Source organism: Sporosarcina sp. BI001-red (assembly GCF_003384035.1).
Taxonomy (GTDB): Bacteria; Bacillota; Bacilli; order Bacillales_A; family Planococcaceae; genus Sporosarcina.
The window spans coordinates 260420-275590 of sequence record NZ_QQAK01000011.1 but is presented as its reverse complement, the minus strand read 5'-3'; the positions used below and the strand labels follow the sequence as shown (position 1 = coordinate 275590).

The 15171-nt window shown below is 41.9% G+C and carries 14 protein-coding genes; 10 read left to right on the top strand and 4 right to left on the bottom strand.

The features are described 5' to 3' along the window. Positions 1-132: 132 nt before the first annotated feature. Both DVB69_RS08485 and DVB69_RS08480 read left to right on the top strand, forming a co-directional pair. Positions 133-750 (top strand): TetR/AcrR family transcriptional regulator, encoded by a 618-nt coding sequence (locus tag DVB69_RS08485; RefSeq protein ID WP_116018500.1) that lies wholly within the window; start codon positions 133-135, stop codon positions 748-750. Further along, positions 750-1934, top strand: coding sequence for an MFS transporter (locus DVB69_RS08480; protein WP_233505355.1), 1185 nt, complete (start codon positions 750-752; stop codon positions 1932-1934). The genes DVB69_RS08485 and DVB69_RS08480 overlap by 1 nt, the downstream gene beginning before the upstream one ends. Positions 1935-1984: 50 nt before the next feature. Here the strand turns inward: DVB69_RS08480 and DVB69_RS08475 are convergent, their stop codons facing one another. Then, positions 1985-2617 carry a CBS domain-containing protein gene (locus DVB69_RS08475; protein ID WP_116018498.1) on the bottom strand — a complete coding sequence of 211 codons (633 nt, stop codon included), beginning with the start codon at positions 2615-2617 and terminating at the stop codon, positions 1985-1987. 273 nt (positions 2618-2890) lie between these two features. On the opposite strand from DVB69_RS08475, the gene DVB69_RS08470 reads away from it, so the two are divergent. Next, positions 2891-3829 (top strand): magnesium transporter CorA family protein, encoded by a 939-nt coding sequence (locus tag DVB69_RS08470; protein ID WP_116018496.1) that lies wholly within the window; start codon positions 2891-2893, stop codon positions 3827-3829. A 19-nt stretch (positions 3830-3848) separates the two neighbouring features. Next, positions 3849-4454, top strand: a complete 606-nt coding sequence (locus DVB69_RS08465; protein ID WP_116018494.1) for a class I SAM-dependent methyltransferase — start codon at positions 3849-3851, stop codon at positions 4452-4454. 33 nt (positions 4455-4487) lie between these two features. Here DVB69_RS08465 and DVB69_RS08460 read toward each other — a convergent pair whose 3' ends face one another. Beyond that, a complete protein-coding gene (locus DVB69_RS08460; protein WP_116018492.1) occupies positions 4488-6908 on the bottom strand; it encodes a sensor domain-containing protein in 2421 nt (806 codons plus the stop codon). Positions 6909-7265: 357 nt separating this feature from the next. On the opposite strand from DVB69_RS08460, the gene DVB69_RS08455 reads away from it, so the two are divergent. Next, the gene (locus tag DVB69_RS08455) at positions 7266-8786 is read left to right on the top strand and encodes a succinyl-CoA:acetate CoA-transferase ScpC (RefSeq protein WP_116018490.1); all 1521 of its coding nucleotides are present in this window, start codon (positions 7266-7268) and stop codon (positions 8784-8786) included. Next, complete coding sequence (locus DVB69_RS08450; RefSeq protein WP_116018488.1) at positions 8783-9400, top strand: NAD(P)-dependent oxidoreductase; 618 nt, start codon at positions 8783-8785, stop codon at positions 9398-9400. The genes DVB69_RS08455 and DVB69_RS08450 overlap by 4 nt, the downstream gene beginning before the upstream one ends. 65 nt (positions 9401-9465) lie before the next feature. Here DVB69_RS08450 and mgtE read toward each other — a convergent pair whose 3' ends face one another. Further along, complete coding sequence (mgtE, locus tag DVB69_RS08445) at positions 9466-10848, bottom strand: magnesium transporter (RefSeq protein WP_370452935.1); 1383 nt, start codon at positions 10846-10848, stop codon at positions 9466-9468. Between the two features lie 197 nt (positions 10849-11045). On the opposite strand from mgtE, the gene DVB69_RS08440 reads away from it, so the two are divergent. The 4 genes from DVB69_RS08440 (at position 11046) to DVB69_RS08425 (ending at position 14292) form a co-directional block, all read left to right on the top strand. Beyond that, positions 11046-11858: a transporter substrate-binding domain-containing protein gene (locus tag DVB69_RS08440; protein WP_116018486.1), complete on the top strand. Its 813-nt coding sequence runs from the start codon at positions 11046-11048 to the stop codon at positions 11856-11858. 152 nt (positions 11859-12010) lie between these two features. Further along, complete coding sequence (locus DVB69_RS08435) at positions 12011-12847, top strand: transporter substrate-binding domain-containing protein (RefSeq protein ID WP_233505354.1); 837 nt, start codon at positions 12011-12013, stop codon at positions 12845-12847. 39 nt (positions 12848-12886) lie between these two features. Beyond that, complete coding sequence (locus tag DVB69_RS08430) at positions 12887-13552, top strand: amino acid ABC transporter permease (RefSeq protein ID WP_116018846.1); 666 nt, start codon at positions 12887-12889, stop codon at positions 13550-13552. Positions 13553-13566: 14 nt separating this feature from the next. Further along, positions 13567-14292: an amino acid ABC transporter ATP-binding protein gene (locus tag DVB69_RS08425; protein WP_116018845.1), complete on the top strand. Its 726-nt coding sequence runs from the start codon at positions 13567-13569 to the stop codon at positions 14290-14292. A 51-nt stretch (positions 14293-14343) separates the two neighbouring features. On the opposite strand, the gene rluF is transcribed toward DVB69_RS08425, so the two are convergent. Beyond that, positions 14344-15048 (bottom strand): 23S rRNA pseudouridine(2604) synthase RluF, encoded by a 705-nt coding sequence (gene rluF / locus DVB69_RS08420; protein ID WP_116018484.1) that lies wholly within the window; start codon positions 15046-15048, stop codon positions 14344-14346. Positions 15049-15171: the final 123 nt, after the last annotated feature.

Genomic DNA, 15171 nt, shown 5'->3' with positions numbered 1-15171 from the left:
GTTAAACGGTTATTGAGTGAATGATACCATGAAAATTATACAGAGGCACTTGACACCTAGTTTTCTTATACATATACTGTTCAACATTGACTTGTCAGTCAACCAATAAAAGAGGGACGGTGAAAACCTAAAATGAGTCCTAGAAATAAGGAGCAATTTAAGGAGATCCGCGACCAGCGTCAGCAAGAATTGAGACGTTCCGCAGTTCAGATGTTCAGCCAAAAGGGTTTTGCTGCTGCAAAAATCAGTGATATTACTTCTAACGCAAAACTCAGTCACGGACTTTTTTATCATTACTTTGCCTCAAAAGAAGAATTGTATATAGAAGTAATCCGAGATATTTTATACGATTTTGTCGAGTTGGTGGAACAGGCAACTGAATTCGAAATGACAGCACTCAGCAAAATGGAATGGCTGACGGATGCCACACATTCTGGTTCAATTCGAGAAGGGGTTTACCGACATATTCTTGTCCTCCAAGCTCTGTATTCAGATCATTTGAATGAGCTTGCCAAACAAGAAATTGTTGCATTGTATAAAGAAGCTGTGGATGGGATTGGCAGCATTATTAAAACAGGACAAGAAGAAGGGGACTTCATAGAAGGGGATCCTGAAGAATTGGCTACCTATCATTTGTCGTTAGCTCACGGACTATTATTATGGAATGCACGAACAGAAAACCCAGTGGAGCTGTCCACTGACAAAGTATTGAGACAGCTGAAAAAAATAGAGAACAGAGGAGCCTGTTAATGAACAAAAGAATGTTAGCACCAACGATTATTTCGATTGCAATGGCAACCGTAATGGCAGGTGCCGCAATTTCACCGGCGGTCGGTTTGATTGCTTCGAACTTTCCAGACGCCGATCCAATTCTAATTAAACTTATTTTAACGGCACCATCGTTAATCATTATTCCGTTTTCATTTGTATCCAGTTATTTAACGACCAAAATATCCAAACGTGCAATCGTTATGATTGGCTTGACGATCTATATCATCAGTGGTGTAGGTGCTCAATTCACAAATACAATTGAGACATTACTCGCTTTCCGATTTGTACTTGGCGCTGGTGTAGGACTCGTCATGCCGCTATCTATTTCGCTTATTAGCGACCACTTTGTAGGAAGAGAACAAGTGAAGATGATGGGGTATAGTTCTGCATTCAGCAACCTCGGAGGAATTGTCACAATGACGCTTGCTGGGTTTCTTGCAACATTTGGCTGGAAGGTACCTTTTAACGTCTATTGGATGGGCGTGATCATCTTCATACTCGTCTACTTCTTCCTGCCGAAGAATGATCCTGTTCAGCCTCACGGATCGGGTCCTAAAAAGAGATTGCCTCTTTCGGTGTATGGATACGCACTTGCCTCAGGGAGCATTATGCTCGTCTATTATGGAATTGCGACCAATATGGCGCTCTTCTTGGAACAAGGGAAACTCGGGGGATCTAGCGTTGCAGGGGCAGTCATATCGTTTACGACGATTGGTGGAATGATAACGAGCTTGACGCTTGCACAACTTCAGGATGCGTTAAAGAAGTTTCTCATTCCTGTAAGTCTCTTGTTTATGGGCTTAGCGTTCGGAACTCTCGCGCTAACGTCTTCCATTCCTGTGATTCTAGCAGCTGTTTGTTTCGTGGGTCTAGGGCAAGGTATTTTGTTCCCTCTTATAAACGTCAAAGCATTAGGTTTAGTCAACCCGTTGAACAGTGATCGGGTCATTGCAGTTGTGTCTAGCTGTATTTATATCGGTCAGTTCAGTTCGCCACTTGTACTAGATTCTATCGCACGTACGATGGGACACCCTACAATCCGTTTCCAGTACTTCTTTATTGGCTCAACATTGGTGCTTAGTGTTGTCATTATGACGATCGTTGCGATCATATTAAAACCAAAAGATGGACCTTCACTTAAAGTGGAAGATCCAGCAGCATAACGAGTAAAAAACGGACACAACCCTACCTTGGGAAGTGTCCGTTTCTTTTATTAAACTTGTCTTTCAAGACGTTCCATCTGAAGAATACGGAAACCAGCTTTCTCAAGTTTCGCACGAAGCGTTTCGATTTCCTCTTCTGTTTTTTCACCTTCAAGAGTTAGAACAACACGTCTTACAAGTACGGATCCGTTATCGAGCGTAAGCATACCCTCAATGTTTTCTCCTCGAAGTGTACGAGCAAGTTTTTCAATCATTCCACGTGCTTCCGTAGATGAAATAGTTAGATTCAAACCGCCCGTGTTGACACCAAATGCATCTTGAAACACACCTTCAATTTTGTTGTGTGTCAGAATACCGACGAGTTTGCCGTGATCGGTAACAGAAATGAAAGGAAGTGCTTTGATTTTTAAGAGTGCATCCAAAAATGAGGAAGTCTCTTCAATAGAATCCTCCTGGTGCTTCACAATCGTATCCAGAGTGGCATCTGCGTCACCATTCTGTTCGTACAAGTATTCAATAAGGTGGATCTTGTAAATCATTCCTTTGTAGGTGTCATTGGCATCCACGACAGGAACAGATCGAAAACCACTTTTCCTGATTTTATCGAGTGCTTCAGTTACAGTATCTTTGTCATTAACAGTCGTTACATAATTTCTAGAAACAAGTAAGTCACGTACGCGCATTCATAATCCCTCCAGTTGTTTTCGATAATTTCTAAATGTTTAGTAAATACTATTATAAGTGAAACAGAAAGCATAGAGCAAGGTATTTTCAGTCGCGCTGTTCACCTTCTATTGTATAGCACGCACTCCAGAAAGTCTTGTAAGCGTTCAAGTTTTCACGCGATGTATATTTCTTCCCGTTTTCTATAGATGCAAATCCTCTATCCTGAGTTTGCTTCAACAGGAAGAACAGGTAAACTAGAGAAATGAACCTTATGAAAGAGAGGAATCGGTGTGTATTTTTCTTTCAAGCAAGACAACTGGGAATGGATTGAAGTCGAGCAGAAAACCGAATTAAAAGCAGAACTTTCCCATCAATCCCATATGAGTAGTAAATGGCTTGAAACCCTTGAAAAGAACAAACAGGATGTCATTGGTAACTCAACTGCAGTGCCGAGCGAGGAGGCGCTTTGGGGACGACTTACGTACGAACAAAGCATGCATTGTAAAGATGAAAATAAGACATTTTCATTTTTCCTAACGAAAGATACGTTGTTGACGTCGCAGTTAAATCAGGAATTGTTTCCGAGTGAAGCACGTGAAGAAATGGAACAAAAACTTAATACATCAGAAAACGCTGTTCAAGCGTTTATCGTGCTTTTGAATGCTGTGTTGCATAAATTCCTTGAGCAAATTGATCAGTTCGAATATCGGTTACGGGAACTGATTTGGGGAATTAAAGACAATAATAATATGGAGTTGTTAGAACGTATTGCACAGAGCAGACACGAACTAATTATTTGGAATAACCTGGTGATCCCGTTGGTCGAGACTCAATTGACAATTGAGGAGACTTTTGATGAAAAACAACTAGGGACACTTGAATATAAGAGACTTTGTGCGAGACTAAAACGGATCCGGATGCTCATTAGAGAGTACAGTCAAGAAGTGGAAGCACTAACAGATATGGAGACATTGGTGTCTAATCAGCGAGGTAACGAAATTATTAAAACACTCACAGTGATTACAACAATTTTTACACCTGCTGCGGTATTCGGAGCAATCTGGGGAATGAACTTCAAGTCGATTCCTGAATTTGAGTGGGTGCATGGTTATGCCTTTGCACTAACCGTCATACTGTCTACTACGTTTGGCCTTTATTTTTATTTAAAAAAGAAGGGGTGGATGGGAGAAATCCTGAAAACCAAATCGAACCGGTCCATGTTTAAGTGAACGTAAAGGAGGGTGAGAAATGACCGATCAAGAAATGGACAAAATCCTTCGTATCCGAACGGAAGGGACAATTGAAATCTTGCAGAGTTCAGCGCATTATAACCGCTACGAAGCTACACCATACAGTGTATTGGATATCTTATTCGAATTCTATCCGCTACATTCCACGGATCATCTCGTGGATTTTGGGTGTGGGAAAGGGAGGGTTCCAATCTATAGCGCGTATCGTTTTGGAAACGTTGTCACAGGCGTGGACTTGAATGGGCGTTTGCTGCAAGAAGCATTTGTTAATCTTGCAGACTTTCGAGCTTCACAGAAACGTTTTCGTGGCTCCATTGAGTTTGAACAAAATACTGCAGAAACGTATGAAATTCAAGCTAGACAAAATGTATTCTACTTTTTCAACCCCTTCTCAGTGGAGGTTTTTCAGACAGTCATTCGTAATGTGTTAGCATCTGTTGACCGCTTTGAGCGTCAGGTGGATGTCATACTCTATTATCCAACGACTGCCTTCGTATACTTTTTGGAAGAACAAACTCCTTTTGAGCGATTTGAAGAATTACCAATCCCTATGCTGTCAACTGACAATGAGGATGAACGTATTCTGATCTATCGGTATGAATAACAAAGAGCCAGCCTATGCAGCAGGCTAGCTCTTTCAGACAGATAGTGTTTGCAGAAGTTTCTCGATTTCGAGTTTCGGCAATGGGCGAGAGTAGAGAAATCCTTGAACTTCGTCACAGCGAAGCGTACTTAAGAATGTGGCTTGCTCATCCGTTTCCACGCCTTCTGCAATAACATCGATGTTCAAGTTTTTAGCAAGTTCGATGATGGTTTTAATAATCGCGGTGTTGCTGCTGCTTAGATCTTGCAAGAAAACCTGATCAATTTTCAAATGGGTAATGGGAAATTTACTTAAGTAACTAAGGGATGAATACCCGGTCCCAAAATCATCAATACTGACGTGGATTCCTTCGTTATGCAGTTGCTGTAAAATCTTTTGCGAGTACTGCACATCCGTCGTCATGCTCTCGGTGATTTCGATATTTAAATATGTAGGGTCCAACCCAGTCTTTTGTAGAACGTTGAGTACGTCGGTGATGAAAGTAGGTTGTTTGAATTGGCGAATCGAGACGTTCACACTCATTCGTAGGGGGAACAAGCCTTGTTCTTGCCACTGCATGGCTTGCTTACAGGCAGTTTCCATTACCCACAAACCGATGGGTAGAATCAGACCACTTTCTTCTGCAATCGGAATGAATTGACCAGGTGAAATCAATCCTTTTTTAGAGTGGTTCCATCTCGCCAATGCTTCAACGCCCGTCATGACGCCAGTTTTCATGTCATACTGCGGTTGATAATGGAGTTCCATTTCGTTACGACTGATTGCTTGTCGCAAATCCATCTCAAGCAATGTCTTTTCAATCATGTCATTGTTCAATTCTTGCGTAAAGAAACGGTGCGTACTCTTTCCTTGATCCTTAGCAAGAAATAACGCCGTATCTGCATGTCGCATGAGAGTGTCATAATCCTCTCCGTCAAATGGGAAGCGGCTAATACCAATACTGGGCGTAATATACACTTCAATCGATTTAAATGTATAGGAATTCGAAATTTCTTCGATAATTCGTAGTGAAATTTCGTTGACTTTGTCGGTGTCGGTTTCTCGAAGCATGATGACAAATTCATCGCCAGCGAGACGACATGCTAAATCGTTCGGTCCAAGACAATCAGAGAGCCGATCAGCAACAGCTTTCAATACTTCGTCACCAATGAAGTGACCGAGAGAATCATTAATATTTTTAAAGCGATCTAAATCTAAATACATAATCGAGAAGTCGTTTTCGGCTTGTCTAATGGTTTGGTTAACCTGGGACTCAAACAATCTCCGATTCGGAAGCCCGGTTAAGGCATCATAGAAAGCCATATGTTCAACGAGTTTCTCCGCCTTTTTCCGCTCTGTAATCTCCACGCACGTCCCTACGACTTCGATCACGGTTCCACTCTCACTCACAGGAGACAAATAAATGATAAATGAATGGTCCAAATAATCGAGCTCAAATTGACAAGGTTCCCCATACAGAGCTGCATATACGAAAGGACGTAGTTGTTGGAGCTCAGTTTGGCTAAAGAGATTGGACTCGTTTCGAGTATTTATGAGAGTACTCGTCAGCCCTAATTTTTCACAGATTTGACCTTCCAACAGAGTGATGAAAATACGTCCGTTTTCATCTGCTTCGTATTTAAAGATAGCATTTTGCAAATTCTTCACGGTCGTCCGAAAATCATTTTTTAGAGCCGATTCAAGCGCCTGCTCCGCTTCAATTCTTGAAGTGATATCCGTCCGGATTGAAATGTATTCATAGGGTTTTCCATTGTCATCTGAAAATGGAACAATCGTAGTATTCATCCAATAAAAAGATCCATCCTTAGCACGGTTTTTCATATCTCCGCGCCAAACTTCACCACTTTTAATGGTAGTCCACATGTTTTCAAAAAATGCTTTCGGATGATGTCCTGAATTGATGAGTCGATGTGTTTTCCCTACCAACTCTTCTTCAGCATACTTAGATAGCTCACAAAACTTAGAGTTTACGTACTTTATGACACCCGCCTCATTTGTAACGGCAATAACAGAGGCGTGATCCAGCGCAGATTCTAAATTATGAAGCACTTTTAGCGTAGCATCATGTTTTTTGCTAGCTAGTTGTTCAGCGGTGATGTCCAAATCGATTGAAATGTAATGTGTCGTTATCTCTTGTTCGTTAATGACAGGCACAATTGTGGTGCTCACCCAGTAAGGAGTCCCATCCTTTCTGAAACTCTTAACGATTTGTTGCTTGATATCTTGCTGGTTAATGCTGTGATTCATTTCATCAAATACTCGTTGTGAATTGTAATCGGGGGATAGTAATTGGTATGTATTACCGAGTAATTCTTCTGCATTATATTGAGTAAGACTACAAAAGAGGTCATTAACATAGGTAATCGTTCCGTTTGTATCTGCAATGGATACACAGAACTTTTCGTCCAAGAGTCGAGATAGAGACTTTATATTTTTAGATTCTGTTAACACCATAGGACAGTATCCTTTCTTGCAATATGACGAATTTCCATATTGACAGGTACTAGATATCTTGAATTGGTAGATATATATATTGTGAATGCATGTAAAAGTGCCTAGTTCTAATGGTTTAATTATAACATTGTATCTTTAGACCTTCTAGCATTTTAAAAATAAACTTATCTGCACTGTTGGAATGTCCGAATAGTTCTCGGTTTTTAGACACAACTTCAGACAGGTTGCAGCCGATTGATGGCGAAGGTATCATATAAGAAGAACGGCCATGCAAGTATTACATCGGCTTCCTTCGAACTATTTTCACAGAAGGATTAGAAAATAACTTATTATTATTACATTAAGGAGCTGTCGGAAATGAATGGACAGTTGGACAGAATAAGACGGGAATCATTAAAAAATAAAGTGGTTACGGCAGAAGAGGCCGCATCTTGGATCCAAGATGGGATGACACTCGGTTTAAGCGGCTTTACACGCGCGGGAGATGCAAAGGCAATTCCAGAAGCACTTGTGAAACGATCTCAACATGAATCTTTTAAAGTGAATGTATTCACAGGTGCTTCTCTAGGTCATGATATCGATAAACTTTTTACGGAAGCTGGAATTGTAAATAAGCGACTTCCATTTCAGGCGGACACTACAATGCGAAAAGGCATTAATAATGGAGAGTTGCTTTTTGTTGATCATCATTTATCGAATACGTCTGAACTGATACGGGGAGGCGTTTTACCGCAAGTGGACATCGCTGTTATAGAAGCGGTTGCGATTGCGGAAGATGGGGCAATTATTCCTTCAACTTCTATCGGAAACTCGTTAATTTTTGCAGAACATGCAAAGTCAATCATTGTAGAAATTAACGTAGCACATTCTGAAGAGTGGGAAGGGGTCCACGATATTTATGACCCTGGAGTGTTGGGAGATCGGGAGCCGATTCCATTGAGGCATCCAGATGAACGAATCGGAACGTATGGAATTCCTGTTGACCCTGATAAAATTATTGGAATTGTGTTGACAGAAGAATATGATTCCTTTTCGACAATTGACGAGCCAGATGAAGAGACCGAAGTAATGGCAAGACATTTGCTCCGATTTTTGAGATCTGAAATTGCTGCAGGCCGGTTAACGAAAGAACTAGCTCCTTTGCAATCAGGAATTGGCTCACAGGCGAATGCAGTGCTTCACGGATTGTTAGATTCTGAATTTGAAAACTTAGAAATTTACTCAGAAGTACTCCAAGACTCTGTATTTGAACTGATTGATGCTGGCAAAGTGAAATCGGCATCGTGCACATCGATTACTGTAACTGAAGAACGTATGGACATTTTAAGACGTAACCTACCTTTTTATAAAGAGAAAATTGTTATGCGTCCACAAGAAATTTCGAATCACCCAGAACTCATTCGCCGACTCGGTACGATTTCCATCAACACGGCCCTTGAATTCGATATTTATGGAAACGTCAACTCCACACATGTGGCTGGAACTAAAATGATGAACGGGATTGGTGGATCGGGGGACTTTGCCCGTAATGCTCGCTTAGCCATTTTTGTTACGAAGTCACTTGCGAAAAAGGGCGCGATTTCGAGCTGTGTACCATTCGTTTCTCATGTCGATCATACGGAGCACGACGTGGATATCCTAGTCACTGAACAAGGGTATGCAGATTTACGTGGACTTGCCCCAAAAGAACGTGTTGAGCTAATTATTGATCATTGTGCGCACCCTTCTTATCGCAAGGAATTATGGGCTTATTATAATGAGGCAGCACTACGTGGTGGACATACCCCTCATATTCTTGAGAAAGCGTTAAGTTGGCACATTCGTTTATCAGAAACAGGAACTATGCAGGAATTGATGGAAGAAGTGACGCAATCATGAGAATTTCACTATTCGGTGGAACAGGTCGTGTAGGATCGCTTTTGTTACAGAGATTGCTAGATGGTGGACATCGAGTAACAGCCCTTGCCCGAAACCCGGAGATGTTACCCATTCACCCTAACTTGACTGTCATTCAAGGTGATGCAAAGGAACAGCCTGCTATTGCTACGACAATCCTTGGTAGTGAGGCTGTGGTGAGTGCCCTTGGAACTGATAAAACAACGACATTGAGCGATGCCATTCCTCACATAATCGAGGCTATGAGAGATGAGAATATAAAGCGAATCCTTACGATAGGTACTGCTGGTATTTTGCAGAGCCGAATTGACACCAAGCAACTTCGTTATGAAGCAGGGGATTCCAATCGAAAATTAACAACAGCTGCAGAGGAGCACCATGCTGCGTATCGAGCGCTGTCAGATTCCAACTTGGACTGGACAATCGTTTGCCCAACCTACTTGCCTGATGGTGAAACTACAGGCATCTACCGGACGGAAGATAATTGGTTACCTCTAGATGGGAAACAAATTTCCACCGGAGACACCGCGCACTTCGCAGAGCTAGAGCTGTTTGATTGTAATCACCTTCATGCCCGTGTAGGCATCGCTTATTAAAGACTCACTCATGTCAAAAACCCCTGCGTGTCCCATAATTATAGGGATAAGCAGGGGTTTTGGCGTTAACTCAATTGTGATAGGAACATTGTAGCGATCCCGAAGTAGATTAGTAGCGATAATATATCATTTAATGTGGTAATGAGGGGTCCGGAAGCAACGGCTGGATCGATGTTGAATCTATTAAGAACTAATGGGATTATCGTACCAGCGATGGTCCCGATAATGAGTGTCGCTAGTAAGGAGACTCCGACAACAAAGCCAAGGACCATACTTCCTTGCCAAAAGAACGCAATGATGGCGATAAGAGAGCCACAAGTGACCCCGATGACGACTCCGACAACAATTTCTCGAGCCACCAACTTAAGTGTTTTTTTCCATGTCATTTCTTCAGATGCTAATCCCCGAACGACAACTGCTAACGATTGTGTGCCTGTATTCCCCGTCATTCCGGCAATCATTGGCATGAAGAAAGCGAGGGCGACAACTGCATTCAGCGTTTCTTCAAACTTTGAAATAATACTCCCTGAAACCAGTCCTATGAATAAAAGTAAAATCAGCCACGGTAATCTGCGACGAGCAGCGACAAACGGTTTTGTCCTGAAGTCTATGGATTTACCTGATGCCAATAGCATTTCAATGTCCTCATCTGCTTCACGGACGACGATATCGAGCACTTGATCACCAGAGATGGTTCCGACTAATACATGGTCTCCCGTTGTGACAGGAATCGCTTCGAAATCGTACCTGCCAATCAGTTTGGCAACCTCTTCTTGTTTAGTGAGTGCATCGACTTGAATGGGCTCTGTTCTCATAATGTCAGATACCCGCTGATCATCATCTGCGAGCAGTAAATCCCTGAAAGTAACTACGCCAATTAGACGCTGGCTTTCATCCACTACATATAAGTAATTGATATAGTGAGCAAGGTTCTCAAACCTTTTTAGCTTTTGTTGAGCATCGGCCACAGAGAGCTGTGGGGAGATAGGGATGTACCGGTTAGTCATGACTCGTCCGGCTGTTTTGGGTGGATAGTCCATAATATGGAGGATGGACTCCATCTCTTCCCGTCGCATTTTTGCGATCAAATCATCAATTTTCGCTTTTGAAAGACCTGTCAACAAAAAAGCTAAATCGTTATTTTGCATCTTGTGTAAAATCTCAGTGGAACGGTCCGGGCCAATCCTTTCAAGCACAGAAAGTTGTTCGTCTTTACTGAGATAGCGCAGCAACTCAGTTAGCTCTGGAATTGTGAGCCACTCTAGAAACAAAGGCTTCTTTTTCCGAGGGAGCTCTTTGTATTGAGCGGCAATTTCATAGCTTTCCAGCCCATTAATGAATTCAACGAAGGCATCTTTCTTTCCTTCATTCAATACGCGAATTAGTGCTCTTTCCAGTTGACCTTTATCCAGTTTTTTATCTTTTTTTTCGTGTTGAAATATTGCCACGCCCTCACCAACCTTTTGTCCATTCTATTCTTCCAATCACGTTACCTATAAAACTATCCCCTTTTTGGAATGAAAAGAAACAGCAGCAATGCCATTTCTTCAGGGAAAAAATACACAAGGAAGTATAAAGATTCACATTTCTGAAATTTCATGTTTTAATAGAAGACATATCTAAAAAAGGAGAGGGTTAAGGAGACATGAACAAATGGTCAATTGCTAGTTGCATAGGTATTTCTTTTTTGTTGCTTGGTGCATGCGATAGCGGAAATGGCGGAGGGGAGGAGGCAAGAGATTATGAACTGGTACATAAAGGAAAGTTGACCTTTGCCGCTAGCGGAGAATACAAGCCATTTAACTTCGATGAAGGAGGGAAACTAACCGGTTTTGATATTGAGATTGGCGAAGCTATTGCAGATAAACTAGACCTTGAACCTAACCCCGTTACTAATCCATTCCAAACGATCTTGCAAGGCTTGGTCGCAAAAAAATATGATGCGATCATCGGCTCCATGGCCTACACAAAGAAACGTGCTGAACGAGCAAGCTTCACAAAACCATATTATTACTCCGGAGGTATGATCTTTGTCTCTAAAGAGAACACGACCATCAAATCAGCAGACGATTTAAAAGGGAAGAAAATCGGTGTAGGTGCTGAAACGACATATGAACAGCCTGCCTCCACGCTTTCCGATAACTTGCAATATTACAGTAGTGATGGTGTGGCACTGAAGAATTTGACAGTAGGAGACCGTCTAGAAGCCGTAATCACGTCTGATATTGTCGGCTATGAAGCTATGGACAATGGATTTGAGATTAAAGAAATTGGAAAACCTCTATGGGTGGAACAGCCTTCAATTGCGGTAAGAAAAGAGAATGATTCGCTACGCCAGGCAATTGACGATGCACTCGTGGAATTGATTGATGAAGGGACCTATAAAGAAATTTCAGAGAAGTGGTTTGGGCGAGATTTACTCGATCTTGACCTGGAAGGTGTTGAACTCCTTGAATAATTCTACACCCGATGTTTCACTAGGAAACTGATATTACAGTTCCGTTACGGTTTTTTCAATTTTCATGTTTAAATGAATTCTACTAGGGAAAGTGGATAGAGTAGAGTTAAAAAAATAGCCTATAGGCTAAAACAAAAGGGGAGTTTCAAAGAATGGGAAAAGTGAAAATGATGTTTTTGATGCTTGCTGCATCAGTATTACTACTGGCGGCATGCGGTAAAGAGGACGATGGCAAATCGTCTGGCAGTGCTGGTGAATCTGGGGATGCCGGCTATGATTTAGTTAAAAAAGGGAAATTCACATTTGCTGCAAGTGGTGTATACAAGCCGTTTAGTTTTGAAGAAGACGGAAAGCTAACTGGATTTGATGTTGAAATCGGAAATGCGCTAGCTGAAAAGATGGATCTTGATCCAAATCCCGTAACCAATCCATTTGAAACAATTTTACAGGGGTTAGTTGGTAAAAAGTTTGATGCAATTATCGGTTCTATGGCGTACACAAAAGAACGAGCTAAACAAGCAGATTTCACAGAGCCTTATTATTACTCTGGTGGAATGATTTTTGTTTCTAAAGACAATGACGACGTCAAAGGTCCAGATGATCTTGAAGGTAAGAAGATTGGTGTTGTAGCGCAATCCACTTACGAAGCACCTGCTAAAGAACTATCTGATAACATCCAGTATTACAGTAGTGATGTAGTAGCGCTCAAAGATTTGACAGTGAAAGGTCGTCTAGACGCGGTTATTACAGCAGATATCGTAGGATTTGAAGCAATCGATAATGGCTTTGAATTGAAAGAAGTTGGTAAGCCAATGTGGGTAGAACAACCATCGATTGCGGTGAATAAAGAAAACCCTGAATTGACAAAAGCACTAGACAAGGCGCTCCAAGAACTAATTGATGATGGAACGTACAAAGAGATTTCAGAGAAGTGGTTCGGTCGCGACCTTCTTGACATCGATTTGGAAGGTGTCGAGTTATTAGAATGAGTGAACTCCCCACCTATTTAATGGAAAGTTGGTGTGACGGTGCCTGAGTTATTTGTAACCTTTTATAATGTATTTATGGAAACCTACAAAGGTTTTTTAGAAGCAGGTCTATTAACCATTGAAATTACAGCGATAGCAGTGGTTATAGGTACGATTCTTGGGGTCATCTTCGCACTAATGAAGATTTCCAACTCCAAAGTATTGCAGACTATCGCAAACTTATATATTACGCTAATTCGTGGAACTCCATTGATCGTTCAAATCATGTTCCTGTACTTCGGGATCACCTCGGTCATCATCCTGGAAAACTTCTGGGCGGGTGCAATTGCTCTAGGTATCCATAATGGAGCTTATATTGCAGAAATCTTCCGTGGATCGATTCAAGGAATTGACAGAGGTCAGAGAGAGGCAAGTCTTGCATTAGGGATGAATAGTTCTCAAACAATGAGACGTATTGTATTTCCGCAAGCATTGCGACGCGCAATCCCACCACTAGGCAACCAGTTCATCATCACATTGAAAGACTCCTCGCTAGTCTACGTAATCGGAGTATCTGAATTGTTCGGTGTTGCGAACCGTGTAGCGGCATCTAACTTCAAACAATTTGAAACGTTCCTCGTAGTCGGTCTTTACTATCTTATTCTCGTTCTGATTTTCACTGCGTTACTGAAGTGGTATGAGAACAAATTGGATGTGGATAAATAATGGGGGCGGATACGATGATCAAAGCAGAAAACGTTCATAAGTCGTTTGGAAAACTGGAAGTGTTAAAAGGAATTGATATGGAAGTACACCCAGGCGAAGTTGTTGTACTCGTCGGTGTCAGTGGCTCAGGGAAAAGTACATTTCTTAGATGCCTGAACTTCTTGGAGTTGACCAATGAAGGAGTTATTACGATTGACGGAAAACGGGTCAATCAGAAAAAGGATGATCTTGCAAAAGTCCGTGCTGAAGTGGGGATGGTATTTCAGCATTTCAACCTATTTCCTCATAAGACGGTGCTTGAAAATGTGATGGAAGCGCCAATCATGGTCAAAAAGGTTGCCAAATCTACTGCTAAAACAACAGCTCTTGAAATTTTGGAAAAAGTAGGTCTGTCCGATAAGGCAGATGTCTATCCGAATAAGTTATCAGGTGGCCAAAAACAGCGTGTTGCGATTGCTCGAGCACTTGCAATGGAGCCGAAAGCGTTGTTGTTTGACGAACCAACGTCTGCACTGGACCCGGAGTTGGTAGGAGAAGTGCTGCAAGTTATGAAAGACTTAGCAGACGAAGGAATGACGATGGTTGTTGTTACCCACGAGATGAAGTTCGCAAGAGAGGTAGCGGACCGAGTCATCATGCTTAACGAAGGAATCATTATCGAAGATGCAGACCCAGACACGTTTTTCAATCACTCTACCAATGAAAGAACCCGCCAATTCCTTGAAATGGTGAATGTGTAGTAAATAAAAGAACCTCTATCCCCGCGTCTGACCGACGGGATAGAGGTTTTTTCATCGTTTGGGTGTATAGTTCAGTTCCTTGAACAGACCATTTCGTTCTGAATCTGTTAAATCACGCCATTGACCAACTGGTAGATTGCCCAACGTTAAGTTCATAATACGCATTCTTCGTAAGCTGACAACGTTATAGCCAAGTGCCGTACACATACGTCGGATTTGTCGGTTCAACCCTTGTGTGAGAGTGATATTGAACTTTCGGGATCCTAGTTTCCGAACTTTACACAGCTTGGTCACTGTATCCAGAATGGAGACCCCTTGTTCCATCTCACGTACGAACTGATCCGTTATGGGGCGATCCACCGTCACGATGTATTCTTTTTCATGCCCGTGTTCTTCACGCAAGATTTCATTCACAATGTCGCCGTCATTTGTAAGGAGTAGTAAGCCATCTGAGTCCTTATCCAAACGACCGATGTGGAAAATTCGTAAGGGATGGTTCACGAAGTCCACGACATTTCCATGGACATGTCGTTCAGTTGTACTTGTGATTCCAACGGGTTTGTTCAACATCAGATAGACGAGTTGTTCTTCAACTGATACCGGTTTACCATCTACTTTAACGAGATCGCCGTCTTCGACCTTACTGCCAAGTTCAGCAGTTTTCCCGTTAATGACGACACGCCCAGCCTCTATCCATTTATCAGCACCGCGCCGGGATGTGATTCCCGCTTCACTCAGAAATTTGTTAATACGCATGAGGTCCCACCTTGTCTGATTACTGTTTTTCTTATTGTAGCTTCTTTTTAGCTGCCAATCAAAGCTTCTAAAATAAAATACAGTTTTCAGAAAAGATAATGATTGACAGAGACTACGATAGGT

Bases quoted from the DNA above. Each gene is read 5' to 3' on its own strand.
- DVB69_RS08485 (WP_116018500.1), top strand. From the start codon at position 133: ATGAGTCCTAGAAATAAGGAGCAATTTAAGGAGATCCGCGACCAGCGT.
- DVB69_RS08480 (WP_233505355.1), top strand. From the start codon at position 750: ATGAACAAAAGAATGTTAGCACCAACGATTATTTCGATTGCAATGGCA.
- DVB69_RS08475 (WP_116018498.1), bottom strand. From the start codon at position 2,617: ATGCGCGTACGTGACTTACTTGTTTCTAGAAATTATGTAACGACTGTT.
- DVB69_RS08465 (WP_116018494.1), top strand. From the start codon at position 3,849: ATGACCGATCAAGAAATGGACAAAATCCTTCGTATCCGAACGGAAGGG.
- DVB69_RS08460 (WP_116018492.1), bottom strand. From the start codon at position 6,908: ATGGTGTTAACAGAATCTAAAAATATAAAGTCTCTATCTCGACTCTTG.
- DVB69_RS08455 (WP_116018490.1), top strand. From the start codon at position 7,266: ATGAATGGACAGTTGGACAGAATAAGACGGGAATCATTAAAAAATAAA.
- DVB69_RS08450 (WP_116018488.1), top strand. From the start codon at position 8,783: ATGAGAATTTCACTATTCGGTGGAACAGGTCGTGTAGGATCGCTTTTG.
- DVB69_RS08440 (WP_116018486.1), top strand. From the start codon at position 11,046: ATGAACAAATGGTCAATTGCTAGTTGCATAGGTATTTCTTTTTTGTTG.
- DVB69_RS08435 (WP_233505354.1), top strand. From the start codon at position 12,011: ATGGGAAAAGTGAAAATGATGTTTTTGATGCTTGCTGCATCAGTATTA.
- DVB69_RS08425 (WP_116018845.1), top strand. From the start codon at position 13,567: ATGATCAAAGCAGAAAACGTTCATAAGTCGTTTGGAAAACTGGAAGTG.
- rluF (WP_116018484.1), bottom strand. From the start codon at position 15,048: ATGCGTATTAACAAATTTCTGAGTGAAGCGGGAATCACATCCCGGCGC.